Below are 25,238 nucleotides of genomic sequence, written 5' to 3'. Positions count from 1 at the left end.
AGTGTCGCACATCCATCCGGACAGGATGAAGCCTGCGCCGGTCAGGCACCGGAAATCCACGCCCTGTCGCTACGCATGTTGCCCCCAGGCCGCCGGGGACTCACGACAGGAATGTGCTCAGGGGGTACCGACTGCGTCCTTGACGCATTTCTTGGTAAAACTGTTTTTTGCCGCCCCCGCCAGCTTCTTTTCCATCGCCAGTGCATCGCAACGCGTCGTAGCATCCTGTTCGCATTTCTTCAGAAAGCTGTTCTTTGCTGCTCCGGCCAGTTTCTTTTCCTGCGCGGTGGCATTACAGCTTGCCCCCTCGGCGGAAACAGTGGTCGCAAACAGGGCAAGCAGACCGGCAAACAGGATCTTGTTCATCTCAGGCTCCTCAGCGTTTCATGGAATGCCCAAAGGGCGAATCATGATGCCATGAAGCGCATGCCCCATCACCGGCGTATTACGACAAAAGTTCAGTACAGCGGGCGCCGGCCGTCACCGGATCGACACCGAGCAGCACCTGCCTCAAGAACCCGGTAATTGCAGCGACCTCGCGCGGCAGATCAACGAAAGTCTCGTGATCGCCCGGCAACACCAGCAAGCGCACACTGCCCTGCTGGCCCGCCCGGTAAAGCCGCCTGGCATCCTCGACGGGTACGACCTCGTCGTCCTCCCCATGCACCAGCAATACTGGACACTGCAGGCGGCCCATGCTGGTCAGCGGCGCAATGTCGTCAAAACGATGGCCGATGACGTCCTGTACGTAAGCCAGCACATAGCGTCTTGCCCACCCGGGCACCTTCCTCGCCGCCAACCAGCGCTGCATCATCTCGGCAGGATGCACAAAGGCCGATACGCTGACCACCGCAGCCACCGTCGGCCTGCGCGCCGCGGCAAGCAATACCGCACCGGCGCCCACCGAGTGACCAATCAAGCCAATCTTTCCCGCAGCGACACCTGCCTGCCCAATCAACCACTCACAAGCATGATCGACATCTTCGGCAAAGCGCGGCAGGGAGGCAAAGCTGTCGTCATCGGACAGACCGTGGCAACGCGCATCGATGAACAAGGCCCCCAGACCGGCCTCGTGCAAGGGACGCGCCAGCGGCAGCATCATCTCGGCGTTACCGCCCCATCCATGAAGCACCACGACCGCTGGGCCAGAATCCTGTCCGCTCGCCGATGGAATCCACCAGCCATGCAGGCTTCTTTGATTGACCGTCGCAATCCGGACCGTCCGGAACGACAGTCCAGCCTGCGCAGGATCTTGAGCCTCCACGACCCGGGGGGCAGCAAGACCGGCACGTATCAGCCGATGCAGTGCAGTCCTGAGCAGAAGCCAGGCCCCCCCTCCACCCGCGAACCACACAGCCAGCGGTACGACATCGGACACATTCACGCCTTCACTCACCCTGCTGGGCTGCCACCGGTAGCTGATGCCCGACCACCCGATTGCGGCCGGTACGCTTGGCTTCGTACATGGCCTCATCAGCGATACGCAGATACGCTGCCGGCGACGTGTCTTCCAGCGGTACGCCGGACGCGACCCCGACACTAACGGTTAGACGTAGCACCTGGTTTTCGTGGCGCACCTCGAGTGCCTCGACCTCATGCCTCAACTGCTCGAAACGAAGCAGCGGATCCTCGCCGGCAACCGGGCTCATGAACACGACGAACTCCTCGCCGCCATAACGCGCGACATGGTCGTTGCTACGCCGGAAAGCCGACTGCAGACAGGCGCCGATCGCACGCAGGCAGACATCACCCGCTTCGTGGCCGTAGCGATCATTGATCTGCTTGAAATGGTCCAGATCGAGCAAGCCAATCGCAAATGGCAGCCCATGCCGCTGGCTGTGGCGAAACAGGGGTTCGAGGTAGCGATCGACATGACGCCGGTTGCCAATGCCGGTCAAGCCATCACGCAGGTTGAGTTCATCAAGCCGGGCATTGGCTTCGGCCAGCTGCGCATTGGTCTCGGCCAGCTTGCGGTTGAGCCCGCCGAGCTTGCGGTTCCACAGAAACAGCAGGCCAAGACCGAACACCGTCACCGCCAGCACCTGCCACACCAGGGTGTAATCCACCCTTTGCTCCAGCCGCATCGAACGCCATTTGGTCTCGATCCGGCGGCGATCCTCGTCAGACAGGCTGTCCACCAGTTTCTGCATGATGGACAGCAACATCGGCTCATCGCCTCGGGTGGCCACTGCGACCGACCAGTCGTAAGGCACCCGCCCGACTACCTTGATATCGGCCAGGCGTAGCTCCTGCAAATGATGGCTGGCAGTGATCAGGTTGCCCAGATAAGCGTCAATCTCGCCACGCTGCAGGCGTTTGAGGCCGTCGATCTCATTGTCCACCTCGACCAGACGGATGTCCGGGTGACGGGTGGCAAACAGCTCGACAAACGCGTAGCCGCGGACAATACCCAGCTTGCGCCCGTCAAGCTCGCTGAGCCGCTCGACAAAGGGGGCTTCCACCCGACCCAGCAGCACATTGGGCGAGGTGAAGTACGGCCGGGTAAAATCCATGAACGCCATCCGGCCCGGCGTGGGCAGCACCATCGGCAGGATGTCGCAACGCCTTGCCCGGGCGGCCTCCAGCGACTCAATCCAGGTCCGGACCGGCAGTACGTCAAAGCTCAGCTTGCCACGCGCGGCAAACAGGTCCATGAATTCGGCCGACATGCCGGTTGCCTGACCGGCACGGTCCAGCCCTTCGAGCGGCATCCAGTCCGGATCCACACAGGCGCGTATCGTGCGTCCGCGGGCATCGAGGTAGGCCTGCTCGGCATCGCTCAGCACCAGCCCGGCAGCCACAGGCCTGGCCGCTTCCGCGGGCAGCGTTGCCGCCCCCAGCCAGCGGTTTTCGATCAAGCGCCGCTCGGTCGGCGTGATCGCGCCCAGCGCGGCGTCGACAATCGCCACCAGCGGCTCGAGCGCCGGCCGCATCCCAAAACGCAGATCTTCGCCGCGGATGCCTTCGGCGTCGAGCTCGCCGGCGATGCGTACATCGCTCAGGCCAAGCTCCCGGATCCAGTGATTACCATTGGCGAGCGCGGCGATCACCACATCCACACTCCCCTCGCGTAACGCCCGAAACATCGCGTCCTGCGACGAGAACGACACCACCGCATCGCCAAAACGCCGCCGCAGCGCAGCTTCATAGAAGATCCCCGCACCGACTGCAATCCGCAGGCCGTCCAGATCCTCCGGCCGCGTCAGGCGCAGGCTCTCCTGGCGGGTGAAGGCCACGTTGGGAATGACATGGTAGGGTTGCGAAAAGCGGGTAAACGACCGGCGAGCCTCGATATCGGAGATGTTCGTCATGATGTCGATCTCACCGCGCTCGAACAGCTCGATCAGGCGCGTCCAGTGATCCGCCACCGTGATCACCTGCAGCCCGGTCATGTCGGCAACGCGATTCAAGACATCGACAGCCAGCCCCTGCAATTGCCCCTGGTCGACAAAGCTGAACGGCGCGTAGTCACGCATGACGCCGACCCGCAGCGGCCCCAGGCGACGCACATAGGCCGTCTGCTGCTCGCTCAGCCGGAAACGCGCCGGTGCCGTCAGCGCCTGGCCACCAAACTGCTGCCAGGCCTCAAGCAACTCGTCGATACGTTGCTGCGGGATCGCATTCAGCCCGGCCTGCAGGATACGATGCAGCACCGGATTGTCGCGGCGCACACCAATACGGAAATCCTCGCGCTCGTATCCCCCCATCTCCACCTTGCCAGCAATCGTCAGATGACGCAGGCCGGACTTGTGCGCAATGAACATCAGGGTGACTTCCGGTCCGACGACAGCATCCACCCAGCCGAAGGCCAGGGCCCGCACCAGGTTGGGAATGGCATCGAACTCCACCACCTCGATGCCGCTGGAGGCAAGCTGGTTCTTGTAGAAAATGTCGCGGACCACCCCGACGCGATAAGGCTTCAGATCCTCCAACCGACTGATCGGCCCCAGCGGCCGGTTGCCGTCATGCATGATCGCGGTCTGGCGAAAATGATAAGGCTCGGTAAACAGGACTTTCTCGGCACGGTCCTGGCGAAAGGAGATTTCATCGATGGCATCGATCTCACCGCGCATGAACGCCGGATAAATCTCGGGCCAGCTGCCGAAGCGATAGCTGAAGCTGACACCCGCCTGGCGTGCAATCTCCTCCAGGACATCAATCGAGAAACCTGCCGGCTCTACCCCATCGACCCAGGAATAAGGCTCGTTGTCAGCGACGACTCCGATCGAAATCACCGGCTTGCGTGCCAGGTAGGCACGTGCCTCATCGTCCAGCCCGGCCTTTGCGGCGGCAGGCAATGGCAGCAGGCACATCGCGAGGATCAGCATGCACGACATCTGCACGCAAAATCGCCATCTCGTCCATCCGTGCTGCATCAAGGCCATGCTGCTCCTGTTCCGGGCGACACACAGGTACCGATTGTGTGCCGAGAACACCTTGCCCGCAACGTGGCAAGCGCAAAACAGACAAACCCATGTGCCGACCCTGGTAGCGCGCTTGCATCGACTGCAGGCTTGGTTCCAGACTATCGGCATCAGGCGCACTTGCCCGCCACATCAGATTTCAGGGAAGCAGACGAACCATGCATGCCATCGTCACCGGTCACAGCCGCGGCCTGGGCGCCGCGATTGCCCAATGCCTGCTGGCGCGGGGCCTCACCGTGCTTGGCCTGTCACGCCATGGCAACCCGGCACTGGCTGAGCGCTTCGCGACGGGACTGAGCGAAGTCAGCCTCGACCTGAGCGATCCGTCCAGCCTGTGTGCCGCACTGCACACGACCCCGTTGAAGACCTTTCTGGCAGCGGACGGCCCGGCACTGCTGATCAATAACGCAGGCATGCTGCAACCCGTGGCGAGGCTGGGCACCCAGGACGCTGCAGCCATCGTCCGTGCCGGCCAGCTCAATTTCATCGCCCCGCTGCTGCTGGCCAACGCCTTCGCAGCCACCGGCAGGCTCGAACGCGAACGGCGCATCGTGCATGTGTCCAGCGGCGCCGCACGCAGTGCCTATGCGGGCTGGAGCATCTACGGCGCCGGCAAGGCCGGCCTCGACCATCACGCTCGCGCCGTGGCTGCTGAACAACACCCCTGGTTGCGCATCTGCAGTCTGGCACCTGGTGTCATCGATACCGACATGCAGGCCGAAGTGCGCGCCAGCGACCCCGCCGATTTCCCACAACGCGCGCGCTTCGATGCGCTCAAGCGCGACGCGCTGCTCACCCCCGCGGCGATCGCTGCCGAGCGCCTGGTCGACTACCTGCTGTCCGATGCCTTTGGCCGCGAGACGGTCGCCGATCTGCGCCAGCTGGCTTGATCAGCGGGGGATCTTCGCGCACAGTCTGGCTGACTCCATCATGCCCATACCGACGATGACGCAGCTCTTCCCCCGAACGCCCAAGCTGTCCGGCACCGATGTCGAGGCCTGCCGTAGCGAACTGCTGGACTATTTTCACGCAACCTTCGACCGCTACGAATCGCTGTTCGAGATCCTGGTGGGGGACGATGCCTACCTCCGCAAACCCATCAGCCTGCGTCACCCACTGATCTTCTACTTCGGCCACACGGCCACCTTCTTCATCAATAAGCTCCTGCTCGCCGGCCTGATCACCGAGCGTCTCGATCCACGACTGGAATCGATGTTCGCGGTCGGGGTCGATGAGATGAGCTGGGATGATCTCGACGACACCCGCTACGACTGGCCGGGCGTCGCCGAAGTCCGCGCCTATCGCAGCAAGGTACGGGCGGTCGTGGATGGCGTCATCCGCACCCATCCATTGAGCCTGCCAATCGGCTGGAAAGATCCGTTCTGGGCCATCCTGATGGGCATCGAGCACGAGCGCATCCATCTCGAAACCTCCTCGGTCCTGATGCGTCAGCACGGGCTCGAGTATGTCCGCCCTCATCCGGCATGGACGCCCTGTCGCCAGAGCGGACCCGCACCGGACAATGCCCTGGTGGACATTCCGGCCGGCCGTGTCCGCCTGGGTCGCAACCTGGATGACCCAATCTATGGCTGGGACAACGAATACGGCCGCCACGAAGCCGACGTTCCCGCGTTTCGTGCAGCCCGCCATCTGGTCAGCAATGGCGAATTCCTTGCCTTCGTCGAGGCCGGCGGCTATGCCGACGACAGCCTGTGGGACGAGGAAGGACTGGGCTGGAAACGCTACGCCCGCGCTGAGCACCCCACCTTCTGGATCGCCGATGGCCAAGGCTGGAAACTGCGCCTGATCACCGAAGAAGTCACCATGCCATGGAACTGGCCGGTCGAGACCAACTGCCTGGAGGCACGCGCCTTCTGTCGCTGGAAGGCACGCGAGACCGGTCTTCCGGTCCGCCTGCCCACCGAGGATGAATGGCACCGCCTGTACGACCACGTCGGTCTGGGTGACGTCCCACCCGACATCCCGGCCGGGGCCAACCTGCATCTTGACCACTGGGCCTCGAGCTGCCCGGTCGACACCTTTGCCCATGGCGAACTGTTCGATGTGGTCGGTAACGTGTGGCAGTGGTGCGAGACACCAACCTACCCCTTCGACGGCTTCGAGGTCCACCCGATCTATGATGACTTCACCACGCCGACCTTCGATGATCGTCACAACCTGATCAAGGGTGGCAGCTGGATCTCCACCGGCAACGAATCGCGCCACGCTTCGCGCTACGCCTTCCGCCGCCATTTTTTCCAGCATGCCGGATTCCGCTACATCGTCAGTGACGCGCCAGTGGTCAATCCGGCCTCGGCCTACGAGACCGACGCCCTGCTGTCGCAGTATGCGGAGTTTCACTACGGGGATGGCGCATTCGGTGTTCCCAATTTCCCCAAGACCCTGGCGGAGATCGCCATCGACGCCCAACGCCAGTACGGCAACGGCCGCTTCGCACGCGCACTCGATCTGGGCTGCGCCACCGGCCGCGCCAGCTTCGAACTGGCACGCGCCTTCGAAGAGGTGATCGGCATCGACTTCTCCGCCCGCTTCATCCAGGCTGGGGCCCGCCTGGCTGAGACCGGCGTGCTGCGCTACACCCTTCCCGACGAGGGCGAGCTGGTGAGCTACCATGAGCGCCGGCTCGACGCCCTCGGACTGGCTGCGACAGCCCAACGGGTGGCGTTCTGGCAGGGTGATGCCTGCAATCTGAAGGACGTCTTCACCGGCTTTGACCTGATCCTCGCCGCGAACCTGATCGACCGCCTGTACAGCCCGCGCCGCTTCCTCAACGACGTCGCCCATCGTCTGACACCCGGCGGCCTGCTGGTGCTGGCCTCACCCTATACCTGGCTGGAAGAGCACACCCGGCGCGAGGAATGGATCGGCGGCTTCAAGAAAGACGGCGAGTCATGGACCACACTGGACGGCTTGAAGGCGCTGCTTGGCGCAAGTTTTGATCTGGTACTGGGACCGCAGGCCGTTCCCTTCGTGATCCGCGAAACCCGACGCAAGCACCAGCACACGCTGTCCGAACTCACCATCTGGCGATTGCGTGGGTGATTCGCCCGCACATCCGGCACGGGCCATCACGCATCAAGGCCGCTGCTCGACCCCTGGCGTAACGCCCCGCCTGAACCGCCGTGACCCTGTCAGGCGGTGGCAGGACGTGCCCAGCGGCCCATCAGACGTCGTTTGGCGCCCTCCACCAGCGACAGCAGGGCAGGCACGAAAAACAGCACCAGTACCGCCGAAACCCCCAGCCCAAAGGCAATCGAGGTCGCCATCGGAATCAGGAACTGGGCCTGCAGCGAGCGCTCGAAAAGTAACGGCGTCAGCCCGCCGATGGTCGTCAACGAGGTCAGCAGCACCGCCCGCAGGCGGCCGCAGGCCGCGCCAACCAGTGCATCGTGCAGGCTTGCGCCCTTGTGCTGCAACTCCTTGAACAGGGTGACCAGAATGATGGAGTTATTGACCACGATGCCGGACAGGCCGAACAGGCCGAACATCGACAGGATGGTCAGGTTCAAGCCCAGCAACCAGTGACCGAAGATCGCCCCCGCCAGACCGAGCGGAATCGCCGCCATCACCACCAGTGGCCAGGACCAGGACGAGAACGACCACACCAGCACCAGATAGATGAGCCCCAGACCCAGCATCAGCCCTGCCTGCATGTCGGCCATGGTTTCGCGCTGATCCGCCGCCCGTCCCTGAAAGCTGTATTCCACGGCGTGTTTGACTGCAAGCTGCGGCAGCGCCTCACGCAGCAACTCGGCCTGCACCAGACCCGCATTGCTCCGGCTGGTATCGATCTCGCCCGAGACCTCGACCGCCAGCCGGCCATCCGCATGACGCAGGGCCTCGAACCCCCGCCGCGAGCTCCAGCTTGCCACCGTGGCAAGGGGCACGAAACGCCCATCGGGTATCCGGATCGCCAGCCGCTCGAAGACGTCCAGGCGCTCGCGCTCATCACGTGGCAGCAGGACCCGGACCTCGAGTTCGTCTCGACCCACCTGCACCAGCTGTGCCAGATGGCCATCGAAGGCAGCACGCAGCTGACGTCCCAGACTCTCGGTGGTCAGCCCAAGCGACTCGCCGGCAGGCGTCAGGCGATAGACCAGCTGCTCGCGCCCATAGGGCATGTCGTCCTCGATCTCGCTGACTCCGTCGATCGCCTTCATGGTTTCGCCAAGCTCCAGCGCGGCGGCCTTGAGCGCATCCGCATTGTCGCCGGTCAGGCGCACATTCAGATCCCGTCCGGGCGGCCCGGACTGACGCGAATTGAACACAAGCAACTCAAGCCCGGCGGGCTCACGTACCTTGCTGCGCCAGGTCGAGAGAAACTGCTCGTTGCGCACCTCGCGGGTATCGGGCGGAACCAGCTCGACCTGGATGGCCGCCAGCTGGTCGCCCTTCGCGCCACCCCCTGCACCGCTCGAGATCGTGCCGCCAAGCCGCGATACCGCCACCTGCACCAGGCCACCGCCAAGCTCGCGCTCGGTCTCCACCAATGCCCGCTCCAGCTCCGCCAGGAAAGCTTCGGTGTGCGCTCGCGGCGTACCGGCAACAAAGGTGGCGTTGGCATAGACCACCTGCCCCTCGGGGGTGGGGAAGAAGACGAAATTGATCCGCCCACCCGCCAGCAGGCCGACCGCCAGCACCATCATCGCCAGGGTCAGCGCAACCGTTACCCCACGCCAATGCAGCGCAGCCTCGACCGCACGCCGGAAGCGGTGGTCACGAAAATGCGAGAATCCCTCGTCCAGACGCCGGCGCAAGGCCGAAGTCTTGTGCGACATATCCTGCTGCAGTGCCAGCTTGAGGTGTGCCGGCAGGATCAGGAAGCTCTCCAGCAACGAGGCCATGATCACCATGATCATGACAAAAGGGATATCACCCAGGATGTTGCCGATCACGCCACCGACCATCATCAACGGGATGAAGGCGGCCACCGTGGTCAGCGACGCGGCCACAACCGGCCACAGCATGCGCCGCGCACCACCCAGCGCCGCATGCTCGGCGCCCTCGCCCATGCTGCGATGGGTGTCGGCATCCTCGCTGACCACAATCGCATCGTCCACGATGATGCCCAGCGCCATGATCAGCGCAAACAGGCTCATCATGTTGATGGTGCCGCCAAAGAACAGCATCAAGCCGAGCGTGGCCAGAAAGGCGGTGGGAATCCCCACCATCACCCAGAACGCCACCCGCGCCGGCAGGAACAGATACAGCACCAGCACGACCAGCAACAGGCCCGAAACACCATTGTTGATCAGCAACTCGATGCGGTCTCGGATCAGCTGCCATTGCGCATCGAAGACCTCCAGCCGGATGGTCGGCGGCAAGGTCGGCCGGGTCTTTTCCAGCCAGTCGTCGAACACCCTCGCCGCGCGCAGCGAATGCCCGCTCTCGGCCCGCTGCAACTGCATCTCGACAACAACATCGCCCGCCTCGCTCAGCACCAGCTCACCGGGTCGCGGCTCGCGCCGGATCTGCGCGATCTCGCCCAGCACGATCCGGCCACGGCCATCGCTGACCACGGCCACTTCCTCGAAACCCAGGGCATCGCGGCGCTGCTCCAGGCCCCGGATCTCGCGCGCACCATCACGCTCCCCTGCCACCCCGGCGGGAATGTCGCGGGCGACCTGGCCGATACGCTCACCGACATCGACCAGCGACAGCCCCAGCGTCTCGAGGGTGGCGGTGGGGAGCTCAACCGCAATGCGCTCCTCCGGCAAGCCGGTGATGCTGACCCGATCCACCCCGGCCGCCAGCAACTCACTCTCAAAACGGCGTACCCAGGGGCGCAACTCGTCGACGCTGCCACCCCGTACCAGCAGACGCGCAATCGGTTCATAGCGCGACACCCGGCTGACTTCGGGCGTTTCCGCGTCGCGCGGCAGATTTCTGAACTCATCCACACGTTGCCGCACCTGATCCAGAGCCAACAGCGGATCGGTGCCTTCATGCAGCTCCAGGGTCAGGCTGGCGATGCCCTGGGCCGAAGTGGAGCTCATCTTCTTGAGCCCATCGACCGTCTTCAAGCGCTCTTCCAGCGGGGTGGTGATGCCAACCTCGACATCCTCGGCCGCTGCGCCGCTCCACACCACCCGGACCGAGATCACGTCGAGTTCGAAGGACGGAAAGAACTGCACATTCATCCGTGTAATGCCGATGACCCCAAGGACAAAGGCAATCAGCATCAATACGTTGGCTGCCACCTTGTGGTGAACCAGCGCAGCCATCATCCCGTGCTGTTTCATGGCGCAACCGCCCCGACCACCTCGACCGCCAGGCCTTCTATCGCGTTGGGCAGATGGGTACGCATCACCTGCTCACCCGCGCGCAACTCCGGCGCACGCAACAGCAGTTCCACCCCAGCCTCAGTCCGACGTTCGCCGATACGGCTGACGCGGATACCGGTCAGGCGTCCGTTACGGATGGCATAAATACGATCTCCGCCATGCAGGGCCGTCGGCGGCAACACGATGACATCGTCCACCGCAGGACGCTGCATCAACGCATTGACGAAAGCGCCGGACGGCAGGCCGGTGCCCTCTTCCACCCTCAGCAGCACGTCGACGCCACGCGCATCGGCCTCCCCCCCAATGCGCTCAAGACGGGCGCGCAAACGGCTGGTACCGAAGTCGGCCGTGGCTTCCGGCTGTTCGCCACGGGCCAGCGCGGCACGCAACTCTTCGGCATAGACGGCGGGAATCTGGGCGCGCAGGAAGAGCGCATCAGAGGCGAACAGGGTCAGCAAAGCCTGACCGGCCTGCACCTGATCTCCGGCAGCAACCTCGACCTTGCCGATCCGGGCTGCAAATGGCGCCACGATCTCACCGCGGCGCGCGTCGCGCTCTGCCTCGGCGAGTTTGGCCCGCAACTGCGCCAGCCGGGCCGGATGCTCGGCAATCGCCTGTTCGCGCTGCGCCAGTGACAGGCGCACACGGGCGACCTCCTCGCGGGTCTGATCGTAGTTGCTTTCGGCGCCCAGCCGCGCGTTCATCAATTTTTCGAAGCGCGCCTGCTTGGCCTCGGCAAGCCTGAGCAAGGTCCGCTCCTGCTCGATTGCAGCCAGGTCGGTCCGGTGACGGATCAGCTCGCGGTCGACATCGCCGCGGGCCTGCGTCACCCGGGGCTCGAGGTCGCGCGGGTCCAGGCGCGCCAGCACCGTCCCCTGGGCCACCTTGTCGCCATCGCGCACCTTGAGTTCCAGAATGCGCCCGCTGACGGGTGCAGCGGCCCGCACTCGGTCAGGGGCCTCGATACGGCCGTATAGCACCAGGGTCGGCTGAGCAGATTGTGGCGACACCGCCACCGCTTCCACCCGCCAGCTACGCTCGCGAACCTCGACCTGTGGTGGTGCCGGGCGACTGGCCTTGAGCGCGATGAAACCGGCCAGCGCAAATGCGATGATGAGGACAGGCAACAGCAGACGGCGCATCGGACGAGAATCCCTGGATTGACGGACAGCCGCCACTCACGCCAAAAGGATCAAGGACGCGGCGCACAGGAAGCCCTGAGTGACGGGATATTTATTAGCAAACGCTGATTCTAACCGCTTCGCCCGAACTCAGCGCTTGTAAAGCGCCCTGAAAGCGTCACGACGACACGGCCGGGCCCTCAGGACCCGGCACGCGCCAAGTATGCGCAAGCTTCTTTACAGCTTCTCAGGACTGGCCCTCAAGGCGCTTCGCACAGGCAATGCACGTAGAGGTGCCGAGGATCGTTCCAGTTCAACAGATCGCCAACTTCACGTTGCAGACGGCCAAGCATCTGCCCGATCGGTGAGCCCCCCCCCAGCTGCACGCCCGGCTCGATGCCGGCAAAGCCAAGCAGCCGCTGCAGGATCAGCTGACCAGGCGACAGGCCGACGGACGGCCAGACCAGACTGTAACGCTCCAGACTCGCACGTTTTGCCGCCGCCGCGATGGCGTCCTCCAGACCACCGATCTGGTCTACCAGGCCCAGCTCAGCGGCGGCCTCACCGGTCCAGACCCGCCCACGCGCCACTTTGTCGACCTCGTCGACCTTCATGTTGCGCGCCGTCGCCACCGTTTGCAGGAAGCGCTGATAGCCATGTTCGATCGCCATCTGCATGGACTCTGCAGCCTGCGCCGACAAGGGGCGGCGCGGATCGAGCGCGCCGGCCAGCGGTCCGGTGGCCACACCGTCGGTGGTAACGCCGAGCCGCTTCAAGGGTTCGACGAATTCAGGGAACATCGCAAAGATGCCGATCGAGCCGGTCACCGTTGTCGGTGCGGCCCACACCTCGTCAGCACCGGCCGCAATCCAGTAGCCTCCGGAAGCGGCGACCGAGCTCATCGACGCGATCACCGGCTTGCCTGCCTGGCGGGTCAGCTCGAGTTCGCGGCGGATCAACTCGGACGCCCAGGCACTCCCCCCCGGGCTGTCGATGCGCAAGACCACCGCCTTGATCGAGTCATCCTCGCGTGCCTCGCGGATCATCTGGGCGAAATTGTCCCCGCCCACCACGCCCGGCGGCTGGCGGCCATCGGCAATCGCCCCCTGCGCCACCACCACCGCAATACGCTCACCCGCCCCCTGGCGTTGCGACCGCACGCCGGCCAGATAAGTAGCCGCCTCCACATGACGCACCGTCTTGCCGTCCGCATCGGCACCAAAACGCTCGATCAGGTAGGCACGCCACTCATCGCGGGTCGAAAATCGATCCACCAGGCCAGCCTGTTTCGCCGCCTCCGCCGCATCGCCACCTGCCGCGGCAAGGGCATCGCGATAACCGACCACATAACGGTCAAACGCCTCTGCCGGCTGCTTGCGCGCAGCCGCGACGTCAGCGCGGAAATGCCCCCAGATCGCATCGAGCAGGTCCCGGGTGGCCGTGCGGTCCTCGTCGGACATGTCGCTGCGGGTGAAGGGTTCGGAGAAGGACTTGTACTCGCCAACCCGGAACACATGCACCTTGACTCCAAGCGCATCGAGCGCGCCACGGAAGTAGCTGCCATAACGCGCCAGACCCTGCAACAGCACGAAGCCGTCCGGCGCCAGATGCAGTTCGTCCGCAATCGACGCCAGATAGTACTGGGATTGCGTGTAGCGCTCGCCACGGGCCAGCACCGGCCTGCCGGTCGCCTTGAACGCGGCGATGGCGGTACGCAATTCAGCCAGCTTGGACAAGCTGCCTGCCTGCAGGTCATCGGTATGCAGGACCAGCGCGGCGATCCGGCTGTCTTCGCGCGCAGCATTGACCGCCTCGATGAGGTCGTGGAGCACGGTCTGTCCGCCCTCACTCCCCTTCGACGTCAGCAGCGCAAGCGGTTCGTCCAGCGTGGCCTGCTCGACCAGAGCGCCACTCGGACTCAGCACCAGCACCGCCCCGTCAGGAATCTCGGGGGCCGAACGGAAGAACATCGCCACCACCGCGCCAATGACAAAGAGCAGCACGAGATTGAACACCGTACGCCGGATCGCATCCAGCCAACGCCACAGCGCACGCACCACCCGCCCAGCAAACCTGAACAATCCGATCACCCCGTGTCCTTGTCTTTTCCGTTATGTGCTCAGGCGCGGCGGCGAAACACCAGGTCCCATACGCCATGCCCCAACCTGAGACCCCGGTTTTCGAACTTTGTCAGCGGCCGGTAATCCGGCCGCGGCGCAAAGCCCTCCGCGGTGTTCTGCAGCGCCGGCTCTGCCGCCAGCACCTCCAGCATCCAGTGAGCATAGTCCTCCCAGTCGGTGGCGCAATGCAAGTAGCCACCGGGCGCCAGCTTGCTTGCCACCAGCGCGACGAAATCAGGCTGGATGATGCGGCGCTTATGGTGCCGGGCCTTGCGCCACGGATCCGGAAAGAACACATGCACGCCCGCCAGCGCGCCGTCGGCGATCATGTCGCGCATGACCTCGACCGCATCGTGCTGCATGATGCGGACATTGCCGATGTCCCCCTCGGCCAGCAGCTTGCATAACGCGCCGACGCCGGGACCATGAACTTCGATGCCCAGATAGTCCTGCCCGGGGTGTGCAGTGGCGATACGCGCGGTGGTCTCGCCCATGCCAAACCCGATCTCGAGAATCTTGGGCGCCTTGCGACCGAAAGCGGCCTCGAGATCAAGCGGCGCGGCACGGTAGGGAATGCCGACCTTCGGCAGCATCTCGTCCATGTAGCGCTGCTGGGCGCCGGACATCCGTCCCTGACGCAGCACGAAGCTGCGGATGCTGCGGCTGGAGAAGCGATGTTCCGGGCTGTCCTGGCCGATGATCTCGACCCTGCTGTCCTGCACGTCGCTCATGAACCGATCAACCCCGAAGTGGGCGAGCTGGGGTCGGCCGAGTAGAACTTGCGCGGCATGCGCCCGGCGAGGAAGGCCTCGCGCCCGGCCTCGACCGCCTTCTTCATTGCGCTGGCCATCAGCACCGGCTGACCGGCAAGCGCGATCGCGGTATTCATCAGCACGCCGTCGCAGCCCAGCTCCATGGCGATCGCCGCATCCGACGCGGTACCGACCCCGGCGTCGACGATGACCGGCACCTTGGCATTGTCGATGATCAGACGCAGGTTCCAGGGATTGAGAATGCCCATGCCAGAGCCAATCAGCGAAGCCAGCGGCATGATCGCGGCGCAACCGATGTCCTCCAGCATCTTCGCCTGGATGGGGTCGTCCGAGCAGTACACCATGACGTCGAAGCCGTCCTTGACCAAGGTCTCGGCCGCCTTCAGGGTTTCGGGCATGTTGGGGAACAGCGATTTGGGATCCCCCAGGACCTCGAGCTTGACCAGCGCATGGCCATCGAGCAGCTCACGCGCCAGACGCAAGGTACGCACCGCGTCGTCGGCGCTGTAGCAGCCGGCAGTATTGGGCAGGATGGTGAACTGTTCGGGAGGCAACACCTCGAGCAGATTGGGCTCGCCCGGATTCTGGCCAATGTTGGTGCGGCGGATCGCCACCGTCACGATGGCGGCGCCACTGGCATCGATGGCGGCACGGGTTTCGGCAAAATCCTTGTATTTGCCGGTTCCCACCAGCAGCCGCGAATCGTAGGACTTGCCAGCAATCACCAAAGGATCGTTCATGTTGGAACCTGTAATGAAATATCTATAGGACAGAAGCGAGAACCGGCGCGATCATGGCCCCGGCGGGCGTCCGCACCATCAGCCACCACCCACCGCAACCACGATCTCGAGCTGGTCGCCATCGGTCAGCTCGACCTCGCCATGACGGGCACGCGGCACGATCTCGCCATTGCGCTCGACCGCCAGACGCTTGCCGACCAGACCACGTTGCGCGAGCAAGGCAAGCACGGTAAGGCCGTCTTCCAGGGTTTCGACCTGGCCATTGAGGGTGATGCGGATCATTCGGGGTCAGCGCGAGGAATCACAAGGCAAAATCTTACCACGCTACCGAATCGATCCTTGCCCTGCGGGGAGCGCGCATGACATGCGCCCGGATCATCCCGACCACACTGCGCGCTCAAGACTGCTCGTTTGACTTTTCACCGTCCGCAAGCTAATTTCACGCCATAGCGCCGATTTGATCCATAGCTTGCGGGCGCTCAATAAATCCGGCTAAAGCGAGGGCAACCCAGTCCGCGTTTTTGCAGCCGGCTGGGTTTTTTGTTTTTTGCAGACGACATCCATGATCCAAGCGCAATCGGTCGGCGTCGTGACGCCACAAACAGCGCATTTCGCCACGCCGCTGCCACTGCGCAGCGGCGGCGTACTGCCGAGCTACGACCTGGTCTACGAAACCTACGGTACCCTCAATGCCGCGCGCAGCAACGCGGTACTGGTGTGCCATGCACTGTCCGGTTCGCACCACGTCGCCGGCCGCTACGCCGACACGCCCGACAACATTGGCTGGTGGGACAATCTGGTCGGCCCGGGCAAGCCGCTCGATACGCGCAAGTTCTTCGTCATCGGCGTCAACAACCTCGGCGGCTGTTACGGAACCACGGGCCCCGTCTCGATCAATCCGGCCACCGGCAAGCCGTGGGGCGCAGCCTTCCCCTTCGTCACCGTCGAAGACTGGGTAGACGCCCAGGCCCGCCTCGCCGACCTGCTCGGCATCGAGCGCTTTGCCGCGGTGGTCGGCGGCAGCCTGGGTGGCATGCAGGCCCTGTCGTGGACGCTGCAATACCCGGAACGCGTCGGCCATGCTGCGGTCATCGCATCGGCCCCCAAGCTGACCGCACAGAACATCGCCTTCAATGAAGTCGCACGCCAGGCCATCCTGACCGACCCGGACTTTCACGGCGGCAACTACTACGAGCATGGCGTCGTCCCCGCGCGGGGCCTGAAGCTGGCGCGCATGGTCGGCCACATCACCTATCTGTCCGATGACTCGATGGGTGAAAAGTTCGGCCGCAGCCTGCGTCACGGCAAGGCGGTGTACAGCTACGACGTCGAATTCGAGATCGAGTCCTACCTGCGCTATCAGGGCGACAAGTTTGCCGGCTACTTCGACGCCAACACCTATCTACTGACCACCAAGGCGCTGGATTATTACGACCCGGCCTTTGCCCACGGCGGCAATCTGGCGGCCGCGCTGGCGGGTGCAAGTGCTGATTTCCTGGTGGTTTCGTTCACCACCGACTGGCGCTTCTCGCCCGCCCGATCGCGCGAGATCGTGTACGCCCTGCTGCACAACCAGCGCAACGTGAGCTATGCCGAGATCGACTGCGCAGCGGGCCACGACTCCTTCCTGCTCGACGAACCCCATTACCATGCCGTGCTGTCGGCCTGGTTTGACCGCATCAAGGTGTAAGCATGGCTGCTTATCGCTACGACTACGAAGTGATCACCCAATGGATCACACCCGGCGAGCGGGTGCTCGACCTCGGCTGCGGCGACGGCAGCCTGCTCAAGCACTTGATGGAGGTACGGCAGGTTCAGGGCTACGGCGTCGAGAACGATCCGGAGAAGCTGCTGGCCTGCGTGCGCAACGGGGTGAACGTGGTGCAGGCCAACATGGACGAGGGCCTGAGCGACTTCGAAGATGGATTCTTCGATCATGTGATCATGAGCCTGTCGCTGCAGGCCATGCACAACACCCAGGGCATACTCGCCGAGATGCTGCGGGTGGGTCACGAGGCGGTGGTGAGCTTTCCCAACTTCGGCTACTGGCGACACCGGCAAAGCATCCTGAACGGACGCATGCCGGTTTCGGAAAGCCTGCCGCACCAGTGGTTCAACACGCCCAACGTACGCTTCTTCACCATTGCCGACTTCGAGGCCCTGTGCGAGATCAACGGTATCGCGATACGCGAGCGGCTGGCCTTTGACGAAGGCCAGCTGGTCAAGGACGAAGCCAACTTCCTGGCCAGTGTTGCGGTCTACCGCCTGGGCCGCAACTGACCGCAGCTCAGCCTGACAGCTACCGGTGACGCCACGTGCGTCACCGGTAGCGGGGCTCAACCAACCACGAAGTTGGCCACATCCACACGCATGACCGGACGCGCCAGGGCCACCGCGGTGACTGCCGCAAACTTGCTCGCCCATTCACCCGCCTGCACAAAACGGGCTTCACCGCCGTACTTGGCGACGTTGAGGATCATGTCGAGGACCAGCACCTTGCCCATCGGGTTGGACGGGGTGCACTCCAGATCCTCGAACTCCTTCGATAGCCAGGCGCGGGCCTGATCCTTGCCGATCCCGGCCACATCGGCGTCCTGAACGGTGAACTCATATTCCTGATTGGTGCCGAACGACACGATCACGGTCTGGGCCATGGCAAGCGATCTCCTCTGGTGTGGTTTCGGTATTGCCCTTCATTGTTGAGCGACCAGCCGGCAAGCGCAAGCAACGTATCGAATTGTGTAAACCCCTGTATCAAACGGCGATTCGCTGCGGTGCAGGATTGTCGGCACACCGCTGCACTGTCAGAATCCGGGCCATTCGATCCCGAACCCACAAACGGGACTTTTCCTTCACTCATGACAGGACAGGATGGGCGTGGAATCCACCGCTGTACCCACCTCCGCCGTCCGGCCGCGCTTTTCCCGGCAACTGCTGGCGGTCCTGACTGCAGTCGCAATCGCCGTCATTACCGCATTCGCAGCCTTCTACGCCAGCCGGCTCGATACCCTGCAGCGCGAAGCCGACGCCGAGTTGCGCACCACCACGCGAGCACTTGCGGACGAGCTTGCACAATGGCGCACCGAACGCCTCGGCGATGGAGAGGTCCTGCGCCGCAACCGGCTGGCCCTGACACAACTGGAAACCGACCTTCACCAGCAGGGCACCTTGTCCAATGCCAGCGTACGCTATTGGCTTCAGGGCTATCTTGAAGCGTTCGACTACGTCAGCCTGCTGGTACTTGGCAGCGACCATCACCCCTTGCTGGTCATGGGACGGCCCCACATCCTTTCGGCCAACTCCCAGGGCCTGATCGAACAGGCGGTCTCGAGCAGCTACCCCACCCTGAGCAGCATTCAGCACGACGCCTCGGGACAGGCCTATCTGGACCTGATCGTCCCCTTGCCGCTGGATGGCGAGCACTGGACGGTCCAGGCACTGGTGCTGCGTGTCGAACCTCAGCGCCAACTGTTTCCAATGCTGCAACGGCAAAGCGGCATGCGCGAGACCGATCGCAGCCTGCTGCTGGGCGAGACCTCAGGGCGCTACACCTTGCTCGGGCCGGATCTGCCGGGCAGCGGTGCCGCGCTGGCGCTGGACCGGGCACTGCTTGCCCAAGCCATGGGTCAGGGCAAGGTCCCCGCTGGCCGCCTGCTGCCGGACAGCCCACTGGCCTTCACCGCCGCCGACCGGGTCGACAGCGCGGGCTGGATCGTGGTGCGACAGATCGAGCGCCAGGAAATGCTGACCGGCATCCGCTCGCAACTGCTGTCCGCAGGCCTGACGGCCTTGCTGCTGCTGATCGCGGCGGCGCTGGCGATCCACCGTATCTGGCAGAAACAGAGCATGGCAGCCATCCACCAGCTTGCCGTCGAAGCCGATCATCGTGCCACGCTCGAAGCCTTGCAGAAGGAGCTCGAGACCGCGATGTCGATTGCCCGCCTGGGCCGCTGGGAGCGACGCCTGGACACCGACGAACTATGGTGGTCGCCGCAGACCCGCGCCTTGATCGGCATTCCGCAGGACGAACCGCCCAGCCGTGAAGGCTTCATCCGTCGCGTACACCCTGAAGATCGCGAGACTTTGCGCGCCGCGCTGGTCCGCGCCTACGCCAGCGGAGAAGCCAGCGAGTTCGCCTACCGGATCATCCGGCCGGACGGCAGCGTGGCCTATTTCCACAATCATGTCAGGATAGAGCAGGACCCCGTCGGCGGCCGACGCGCCATCGGCACCGTCCAGGACATCACCGATCAGCAGACCATCGCCCTGAAGCTGCACCGTCAGACCGCCTACCTGACCGCCATCGTCAATCACCTGCCCCAGGGCATCAGCGTGTTCGACGACCAACTCCGGCTGCAATACTGGAACCAACTGTTCATCGACATCCTGGAGCTGCCACCTGAAATCGTGGTGCGCAACGTCAGCTTCGACGATCTGATCATGGTGCCGGCCTTGCGCGGCGAATACGGCCCTGGCGATCCGGCCGAACACGTGCGCAAGCGTCGCGCACTGGCCGAACAGTTCAGCCCCCATCGATTCGAACGCACCAAACCCAACGGCCGCTCGCATCTGGTGATAGGCGAACCGTTGTACCTGGATGGCAAGGTCGCGGGCTTCATCACCACCTATACCGACATCACCGAGCGCAAACGTACAGAAGAGGCACTGGCCCGGAACAACGAAACCCTGCGCACCATCATCGACAACATGCCCAGTGCAGTCTCGCTGGTCGACAGCGAGTTGCAGGTGATCGCATGCAACGACCAGTTGCGGCGCCTGCTGGCCTTTCCCGACAGCCTGTTTGCCAACGGCCTGCCCAGCCTGGCAGACCTGATCCGCTTCAATGCCGAACGTGGTGAGTACGGCCCAGGCGATGCCGAAGAACAGGTGGCAACCCGCCTGGCACGCGCCCGTCTTGGCGAGGCACATCACTTCGAACGCACGCGGCCCGACGGCACCGTGCTCGAGGTGCATGGACAGCCGGTGGCCGACGGCGGCTTCGTCACCATTTACACCGATATCACCGACCGCAGGCGCACCGAAGCGCGTCTGCAGCTGGCAGACAAGGTGTTCGAACACAGCCCGGAAGCCATCGTGATCACCGACGGCAACCGCCGCATTCTGTCGGTTAACCCCGCACATGAGGCGATCTCCGGACACGCCGCAGCACACATGACCGGACAGTGCTTTGTCGCGAACGAAGCGGCCCCCGACGCTGAAGATGGCGAACCGTGGACCACTGCCGACACCCTGGGCTTCTGGGCGGGCGAGACCACCGGCCTGCGTGCCGATGGCGGATCGTATCCGCGCTGGATGACGATCAGCGCGGTGCGCGACGGCAATGACAACCGGCTGACCCATTACATTGCGATCTTCTCCGATATCACCGAACGCAAGCGTGCCGAAGAGGCCATCCAGCACCTCGCCCATCACGACACGCTGACCGGTCTGGACAACCGCTTTTCGCTCGGTATCCGCCTGCAGCAGGCGATTGCCACCACGCGACGCCAGGATCGCCGCCTGGCCGTGCTGTTCCTGGATCTCGACCGCTTCAAGACGATCAACGATTCGCTCGGCCATCATGTCGGCGACGCGCTGCTGGTAGAGGTTGCCAAGCGCCTGCGGGAATCCGTGCGCGAGACCGACGTGGTCGCCCGGCTGGGGGGCGACGAGTTCGTCGTGGTACTGCCGGGCCTGCATGACGAGAACGATGCCGCACACAGCGCCGGCAAGATCCTGGATGCCTTGTCAGCCCCGTACCCGATCGGCGACAACACCCTGCACACCACGCCGTCGATCGGCATCAGCCTGTTCCCCGACGATGGTGATAACACCTCGGCGCTGATGCGCAACGCCGACACCGCGATGTATCACGCCAAGGCGCTTGGCCGGGCCAACTTCCAGTTCTACGCCGAGGAGCTCAATCGCGCCGCACTCGAACGCATCGAGCTCGAACGCAAGCTGCGCAAGGCGCTGGAGCAGGATCAGTTCGAACTCTGGTATCAGCCCCAGTTCTCCGCAGCCGACGGTACGCTGACCGGCGTCGAGGCGCTGATCCGCTGGCGCCACCCGGTGGACGGCCTGATCTCGCCGGCGCGCTTCATTCCACTGGCGGAGGAAACCGGCCTCATCGTCGAGCTCGGCAACTGGGTGCTGCACACTGCCTGCCAGCAAACACGCCAATGGCGCGAACAGGGACTGCCCGCGATACGCATGTCGATCAACCTGTCCACCCGCCAGCTACGCTCGGCCCAGCTGGGCGACAAGGTCGCTGCGGCCCTGGCTGCCAGTGGCCTGCCGGCCAGGCTGCTCGAGCTGGAGATCACCGAAAGTGCGGTCATGGAACGCCCCCAGGAGGCTGTCGGGGTGCTTATCGGCCTGAAGGCCCTCGGTGTATCCATCGCCATCGACGACTTCGGCACCGGCTATTCCTCGCTGTCCTACCTCAAACTCTTTCCGCTCGATCACCTGAAAATCGACCGCTCCTTTGTCTCCGACATCGAACACGACCCCAACGACGCCGCGATTGTCACTGCAGCGGTATCACTCGCGCACAACCTGGGGTTGTCGGTGATTGCAGAGGGGGTGGAAACCGCCGTCCAGCTCACCCGCCTGCGCGAGCTTGGCTGCGACGAGATGCAGGGCTACTACTTCAGCCCGCCCGTGCCCGCCGCCGACGCCGCCGAGTTGCTGCGGCTCTCGGCCCGCTGCCGCGCAAAAGCGGGCGCGCGGGTCGAGTGCAATCTGGGATAATCACGGAAACCGCACATTCTCCCCGGAACCCGCACGTGCCTCCTCGTCCCGCGCATCGCTTCGGCCTGGCGCGACCTGTCTCACCCGCCTGCCGCCTCTTGAGCTCCGCTGCCCGCCCTGCTGGAGTCATCCGGTGACCGCTCACACCTTGGGTCGCGGCTGGCGGCTGTTCGCCATCCTGGTACTGGGTTTCGCCTCCGGCCTGCCGCTGGCACTGACCGGCCAGGCAATGCAGGCCTGGCTGACCATCGACGGCGTCGATCTGGCCACCATCGGTTTCTTCGGCCTGGTTGGGGTGCCCTATACCTTCAAGTTTCTGTGGGCGCCGCTGATGGACCGCTTCGAGCCGCCGCTGCTCGGGCGTCGTCGCGGCTGGCTGGTGATCACCCAGTTCGCGCTCGCCGCGCTGCTGTGGTGGATGAGCACACTGTCACCCATCGGCACGCCGGTGCTGTTCGCCGCCGCCGCGGTGCTGATCGCATTCCTGTCGGCGTCGCAGGACGTCGTGGTCGACGCCTACCGTACCGATCTGCTGCCCGATGAAGAACGCGGTCTGGGCGCCTCCATCCACGTCTTCGCCTACCGACTGGCCATGATCCTGTCCGGCGGCATCGCACTGATCTGGGCCGGCCAGTGGGCATCATGGCCGCGGGTGTACCAGACCATGTCCTTCATCATGCTGGGCTGTGCGGTGGTCTCACTCCTGGCATTGCCGCGCGTCTCGGCAGCCTTGAAGCCGCTCGACTCCGACCCCAAGCGCGAGCTGGTCGGCTTCGTCGCCATGCTGGCCGGGGTGGTTGCGGGGTACTTCATCGCACGCCAGACACTGATCCTGTTCGGCCTGGATCCGGACGATGCCAACCGCTGGATCCAGCTGCTGTTCATCCTTGCCGAGATCGCGGTGGCGCTGCCGCTCGCCGCCTGGGCCGCGAAACGTGCCGGCTTCGAGACCCTGAACCGCTCGCTGTCCAGCTACTTCGACCAGCGTGGCGCCGCCGCCTTTCTGGCCCTGATCATCCTGTACAAGCTGGGCGATGCCTTCGCCGGCAGCCTGACCACCCCCTTCCTGATCAAGGGCATGGGCTTCTCGCAGGAAGAAGTCGGCATTGCCAACAAGGTGATCGGCCTGTGGCTGACCATTCTTGGCGCCTTCATCGGCGGCCTGATCATGATGCGGCTGGCGCTGTACCGCTCGCTGCTGCTGTTCGGCGTGCTGCAGCTGGTTTCCAATTTTGGCTTCTACCTGCTGGCCCAGCTGGGCAAAGGGGCCTGGGGTGCGGTGGACGTACCGGCCTTTGACTGGGTCATCGTATCGCTGGCCGATCCGGCCACGCTGGACTGGCTGCTGCTGACCGTGATCGCGGGCGAGAACATCAGCGGTGGCATGGGCACGGTGGCGTTTGTCGCGCTGCTGATGAGCCTGTGCAACCAGCGCTTCACCGCCACCCATTACGCCATGCTGTCGGCCTTTGCCGCCGTCGGCCGGATCTACGTCAGCCCCTTGTCCGGCGTGTTGTCGCAAAGCATCGGCTGGCCGGCCTTCTTCCTGTTTTCCATCGTGGTGGCCGTGCCGGGCGTGGTGATGGTGTGGTGGTTGCGCGAGGCGATTCACCGCCTCGGCCGCCCGCAGCCCGTCACCGAGGTCGATGACTGACACCCACACCCACCACCCATCCCCTCCGCTCCAGACCATGACCGCTCACGCCCTGATCACCGCCGCCCGCACCCTGTCAGCCGCAGTCGACGCGATGCGCTTCGCCGCCCCGGTCACCCATGTCTACAACCCGCTGGACTATGCCCGGGGCATCCACGAACACTACCTGACGCGCTACGGCGCGAACCGCAAGCGGGTGGTCTTTCTCGGCATGAACCCCGGCCCCTTCGGCATGGCGCAGATCGGCGTGCCGTTTGGCGAGATTGCCAGTGCGCGCGACTGGCTGGGGCTGGAAGGTCCGGTCGGACAGCCCGCGGTGGTCAATCCCAAGCGCCCGGTCGAAGGCTTCGCCTGCGCCCGCTCGGAAGTCAGCGGACAACGGCTGTGGGGCTTGTTTCGCGAACGCTTCGGCACGCCAGAGGCGTTCTTTGCCGACCATTTCGTCGCCAACTACTGCCCGCTGGCCTTCTTCGAGAACGGCCGCAACCTGACCCCGGACAAGCTGCCGGTGGCCGAACAGAAGCCACTGCTGGCGGCCTGCGACGCACACCTGCACGCCCTGGTCGAGGCGCTGCAACCCGAGTGGGTGATCGGCATCGGCAACTGGGCAGAAAAGCGCGCGACCGAGGCCCTGGGCAATCGTACCGGCTTGAAGTTCGGCCGCATCCTGCACCCCAGCCCGGCCAGTCCGGCAGCCAACCGTGGCTGGGCCCCCGCCGCCAGCCGTCAGCTGCAGGAGCTGGGCATCTGGACCGCTTGAACCCAGGCTGGACGGAGTCGACGATCAACGCGGTGCGAAGCTCAGCATCCCGTCGTACTCCAGCGCAATCTCGCGTGCCAGCGCCATCTGGGCTCTGTGTTGCTCAGGCCCGCACCGTGCGCTCGGGGTGTCGATCACCAGCTGACGCCTGATTTCGACCCGACCATTGGGCTGCTGCTCGTAAGTCGTGGTAACCCGAGTTCGACGTGCGCCGTGCAAAGTCGGCGCCTTTCCAGCGGGTGCGAATCCCGCCCGCCGGGGTTCGACACTTCCCCCGATTTTCACCCCTTTTCGGAAAGTGCCTCCAGCACCGGCGCGGGTTTCAAAGCCATGATCGAAAAAGCTCTGTGGTGGCACGTTTGTAACAGTATTGTCCAGACTTGACGGAACTCTATAGGCCGATGAAGTGGCGGCATGCATGTCAAGCTCACCACCTCGGGAGGCCGCCGCTACGTCCAACTCGTCGAGTCCTATCGCGACGAAGCCGGACAGGTAAAGAAGCGCACCGTCGCCACGCTCGGCCGTGCCGAGCAGGTCGATGGGTCGCTCGATGCGGTCATCAATGGCTTGCTCAAGATCACCGGTCGG

Annotated in this window: 17 protein-coding genes and 1 pseudogene; 8 read left to right on the top strand and 10 right to left on the bottom strand. The window is 64.3% G+C overall.

Annotated elements, in window-relative coordinates; all coding sequences use genetic code 11:
- Positions 1 to 117: 117 nt before the first annotated feature.
- The 3 genes from DNK49_RS17195 to DNK49_RS17185 form a co-directional block, all read right to left on the bottom strand.
- The gene (locus tag DNK49_RS17195) at positions 118 to 366 is read right to left on the bottom strand and encodes a hypothetical protein (protein WP_110527298.1); all 249 of its coding nucleotides are present in this window, start codon (positions 364 to 366) and stop codon (positions 118 to 120) included.
- 79 nt (positions 367 to 445) lie between these two features.
- Complete coding sequence (locus tag DNK49_RS25030; protein WP_110527296.1) at positions 446 to 1,474, bottom strand: alpha/beta hydrolase; 1,029 nt, start codon at positions 1,472 to 1,474, stop codon at positions 446 to 448.
- Positions 1,389 to 4,328 (bottom strand): transporter substrate-binding domain-containing diguanylate cyclase, encoded by a 2,940-nt coding sequence (locus DNK49_RS17185; RefSeq protein WP_207807023.1) that lies wholly within the window; start codon positions 4,326 to 4,328, stop codon positions 1,389 to 1,391. The genes DNK49_RS25030 and DNK49_RS17185 overlap by 86 nt, the downstream gene beginning before the upstream one ends.
- Positions 4,329 to 4,582: 254 nt before the next feature.
- Between DNK49_RS17185 and DNK49_RS17180 the strand changes: the two genes are divergently transcribed.
- A complete protein-coding gene (locus DNK49_RS17180) occupies positions 4,583 to 5,314 on the top strand; it encodes an SDR family oxidoreductase (RefSeq protein WP_110527293.1) in 732 nt (243 codons plus the stop codon).
- A 55-nt stretch (positions 5,315 to 5,369) separates the two neighbouring features.
- The gene (gene ovoA / locus DNK49_RS17175) at positions 5,370 to 7,487 is read left to right on the top strand and encodes a 5-histidylcysteine sulfoxide synthase (protein ID WP_110527290.1); all 2,118 of its coding nucleotides are present in this window, start codon (positions 5,370 to 5,372) and stop codon (positions 7,485 to 7,487) included.
- An 89-nt stretch (positions 7,488 to 7,576) separates the two neighbouring features.
- Here ovoA and DNK49_RS17170 read toward each other — a convergent pair whose 3' ends face one another.
- The 6 genes from DNK49_RS17170 to thiS all read right to left on the bottom strand — a co-directional run bounded on the left by DNK49_RS17170 (position 7,577) and on the right by thiS (position 15,765).
- Entirely contained in the window at positions 7,577 to 10,687 is a 3,111-nt protein-coding gene (locus DNK49_RS17170) for an efflux RND transporter permease subunit (RefSeq protein WP_110527285.1), read from the bottom strand.
- Positions 10,684 to 11,871, bottom strand: coding sequence for an efflux RND transporter periplasmic adaptor subunit (locus tag DNK49_RS17165; protein ID WP_110527282.1), 1,188 nt, complete (start codon positions 11,869 to 11,871; stop codon positions 10,684 to 10,686). Before DNK49_RS17165 ends, DNK49_RS17170 begins: the two co-directional genes overlap by 4 nt.
- Positions 11,872 to 12,110: 239 nt before the next feature.
- On the bottom strand, positions 12,111 to 13,940 hold the full coding sequence (gene sppA, locus DNK49_RS17160; protein ID WP_243632419.1) for a signal peptide peptidase SppA: 1,830 nt from the start codon (positions 13,938 to 13,940) through the stop codon (positions 12,111 to 12,113).
- A gap of 29 nt (positions 13,941 to 13,969) precedes the next feature.
- Entirely contained in the window at positions 13,970 to 14,701 is a 732-nt protein-coding gene (gene trmB, locus DNK49_RS17155) for a tRNA (guanosine(46)-N7)-methyltransferase TrmB (protein ID WP_110527279.1), read from the bottom strand.
- On the bottom strand, positions 14,698 to 15,483 hold the full coding sequence (locus DNK49_RS17150) for a thiazole synthase (RefSeq protein WP_110527276.1): 786 nt from the start codon (positions 15,481 to 15,483) through the stop codon (positions 14,698 to 14,700). The genes trmB and DNK49_RS17150 overlap by 4 nt, the downstream gene beginning before the upstream one ends.
- A 78-nt stretch (positions 15,484 to 15,561) precedes the next feature.
- On the bottom strand, positions 15,562 to 15,765 hold the full coding sequence (gene thiS / locus DNK49_RS17145; RefSeq protein WP_110527273.1) for a sulfur carrier protein ThiS: 204 nt from the start codon (positions 15,763 to 15,765) through the stop codon (positions 15,562 to 15,564).
- 280 nt (positions 15,766 to 16,045) lie between these two features.
- Here thiS and metX point away from each other — a divergent pair, with 280 nt between their 5' ends.
- Positions 16,046 to 17,173 (top strand): homoserine O-succinyltransferase MetX, encoded by a 1,128-nt coding sequence (metX, locus tag DNK49_RS17140; RefSeq protein WP_110527270.1) that lies wholly within the window; start codon positions 16,046 to 16,048, stop codon positions 17,171 to 17,173.
- Between the two features lie 2 nt (positions 17,174 to 17,175).
- Entirely contained in the window at positions 17,176 to 17,763 is a 588-nt protein-coding gene (gene metW / locus DNK49_RS17135; RefSeq protein ID WP_110527267.1) for a methionine biosynthesis protein MetW, read from the top strand.
- 56 nt (positions 17,764 to 17,819) lie between these two features.
- Here metW and DNK49_RS17130 read toward each other — a convergent pair whose 3' ends face one another.
- Complete coding sequence (locus DNK49_RS17130) at positions 17,820 to 18,137, bottom strand: hypothetical protein (protein ID WP_110527264.1); 318 nt, start codon at positions 18,135 to 18,137, stop codon at positions 17,820 to 17,822.
- A 223-nt stretch (positions 18,138 to 18,360) separates the two neighbouring features.
- On the opposite strand from DNK49_RS17130, the gene DNK49_RS24150 reads away from it, so the two are divergent.
- The 4 genes and pseudogenes from DNK49_RS24150 to DNK49_RS17110 form a co-directional block, all read left to right on the top strand.
- Positions 18,361 to 22,236: an EAL domain-containing protein gene (locus DNK49_RS24150; RefSeq protein WP_165843361.1), complete on the top strand. Its 3,876-nt coding sequence runs from the start codon at positions 18,361 to 18,363 to the stop codon at positions 22,234 to 22,236.
- A gap of 133 nt (positions 22,237 to 22,369) precedes the next feature.
- On the top strand, positions 22,370 to 23,890 hold the full coding sequence (locus tag DNK49_RS17120) for an AmpG family muropeptide MFS transporter (RefSeq protein ID WP_110527261.1): 1,521 nt from the start codon (positions 22,370 to 22,372) through the stop codon (positions 23,888 to 23,890).
- 37 nt (positions 23,891 to 23,927) lie between these two features.
- Positions 23,928 to 24,650 (top strand): uracil-DNA glycosylase family protein, encoded by a 723-nt coding sequence (locus DNK49_RS17115; protein ID WP_110527258.1) that lies wholly within the window; start codon positions 23,928 to 23,930, stop codon positions 24,648 to 24,650.
- A 414-nt stretch (positions 24,651 to 25,064) separates the two neighbouring features.
- Positions 25,065 to 25,238 (top strand): annotated as a pseudogene (locus DNK49_RS17110) (IS1634 family transposase); the annotation flags it as partial.

Source organism: Parazoarcus communis SWub3 = DSM 12120, assembly GCF_003226565.1.
Taxonomy (GTDB): domain Bacteria; phylum Pseudomonadota; class Gammaproteobacteria; order Burkholderiales; family Rhodocyclaceae; genus Parazoarcus; species Parazoarcus communis.
Note: the sequence above shows the minus strand (reverse complement) of the source record. Positions and strands in the feature narration are given on the sequence as shown.

Excerpts from the sequence above, each read along its gene's own strand:
- DNK49_RS17115 (WP_110527258.1), top strand. The coding sequence starts at position 23,928 with ATGACCGCTCACGCCCTGATCACCGCCGCCCGCACCCTGTCAGCCGCA.
- DNK49_RS17130 (WP_110527264.1), bottom strand. The coding sequence starts at position 18,137 with ATGGCCCAGACCGTGATCGTGTCGTTCGGCACCAATCAGGAATATGAG.
- trmB (WP_110527279.1), bottom strand. The coding sequence starts at position 14,701 with ATGAGCGACGTGCAGGACAGCAGGGTCGAGATCATCGGCCAGGACAGC.
- DNK49_RS25030 (WP_110527296.1), bottom strand. The coding sequence starts at position 1,474 with ATGAGGCCATGTACGAAGCCAAGCGTACCGGCCGCAATCGGGTGGTCG.
- thiS (WP_110527273.1), bottom strand. The coding sequence starts at position 15,765 with ATGATCCGCATCACCCTCAATGGCCAGGTCGAAACCCTGGAAGACGGC.
- metW (WP_110527267.1), top strand. The coding sequence starts at position 17,176 with ATGGCTGCTTATCGCTACGACTACGAAGTGATCACCCAATGGATCACA.
- DNK49_RS17150 (WP_110527276.1), bottom strand. The coding sequence starts at position 15,483 with ATGAACGATCCTTTGGTGATTGCTGGCAAGTCCTACGATTCGCGGCTG.
- DNK49_RS17180 (WP_110527293.1), top strand. The coding sequence starts at position 4,583 with ATGCATGCCATCGTCACCGGTCACAGCCGCGGCCTGGGCGCCGCGATT.
- DNK49_RS17195 (WP_110527298.1), bottom strand. The coding sequence starts at position 366 with ATGAACAAGATCCTGTTTGCCGGTCTGCTTGCCCTGTTTGCGACCACT.
- DNK49_RS17165 (WP_110527282.1), bottom strand. The coding sequence starts at position 11,871 with ATGCGCCGTCTGCTGTTGCCTGTCCTCATCATCGCATTTGCGCTGGCC.
- DNK49_RS17170 (WP_110527285.1), bottom strand. The coding sequence starts at position 10,687 with ATGAAACAGCACGGGATGATGGCTGCGCTGGTTCACCACAAGGTGGCA.
- ovoA (WP_110527290.1), top strand. The coding sequence starts at position 5,370 with ATGACGCAGCTCTTCCCCCGAACGCCCAAGCTGTCCGGCACCGATGTC.
- DNK49_RS17185 (WP_207807023.1), bottom strand. The coding sequence starts at position 4,328 with ATGCTGATCCTCGCGATGTGCCTGCTGCCATTGCCTGCCGCCGCAAAG.
- metX (WP_110527270.1), top strand. The coding sequence starts at position 16,046 with ATGATCCAAGCGCAATCGGTCGGCGTCGTGACGCCACAAACAGCGCAT.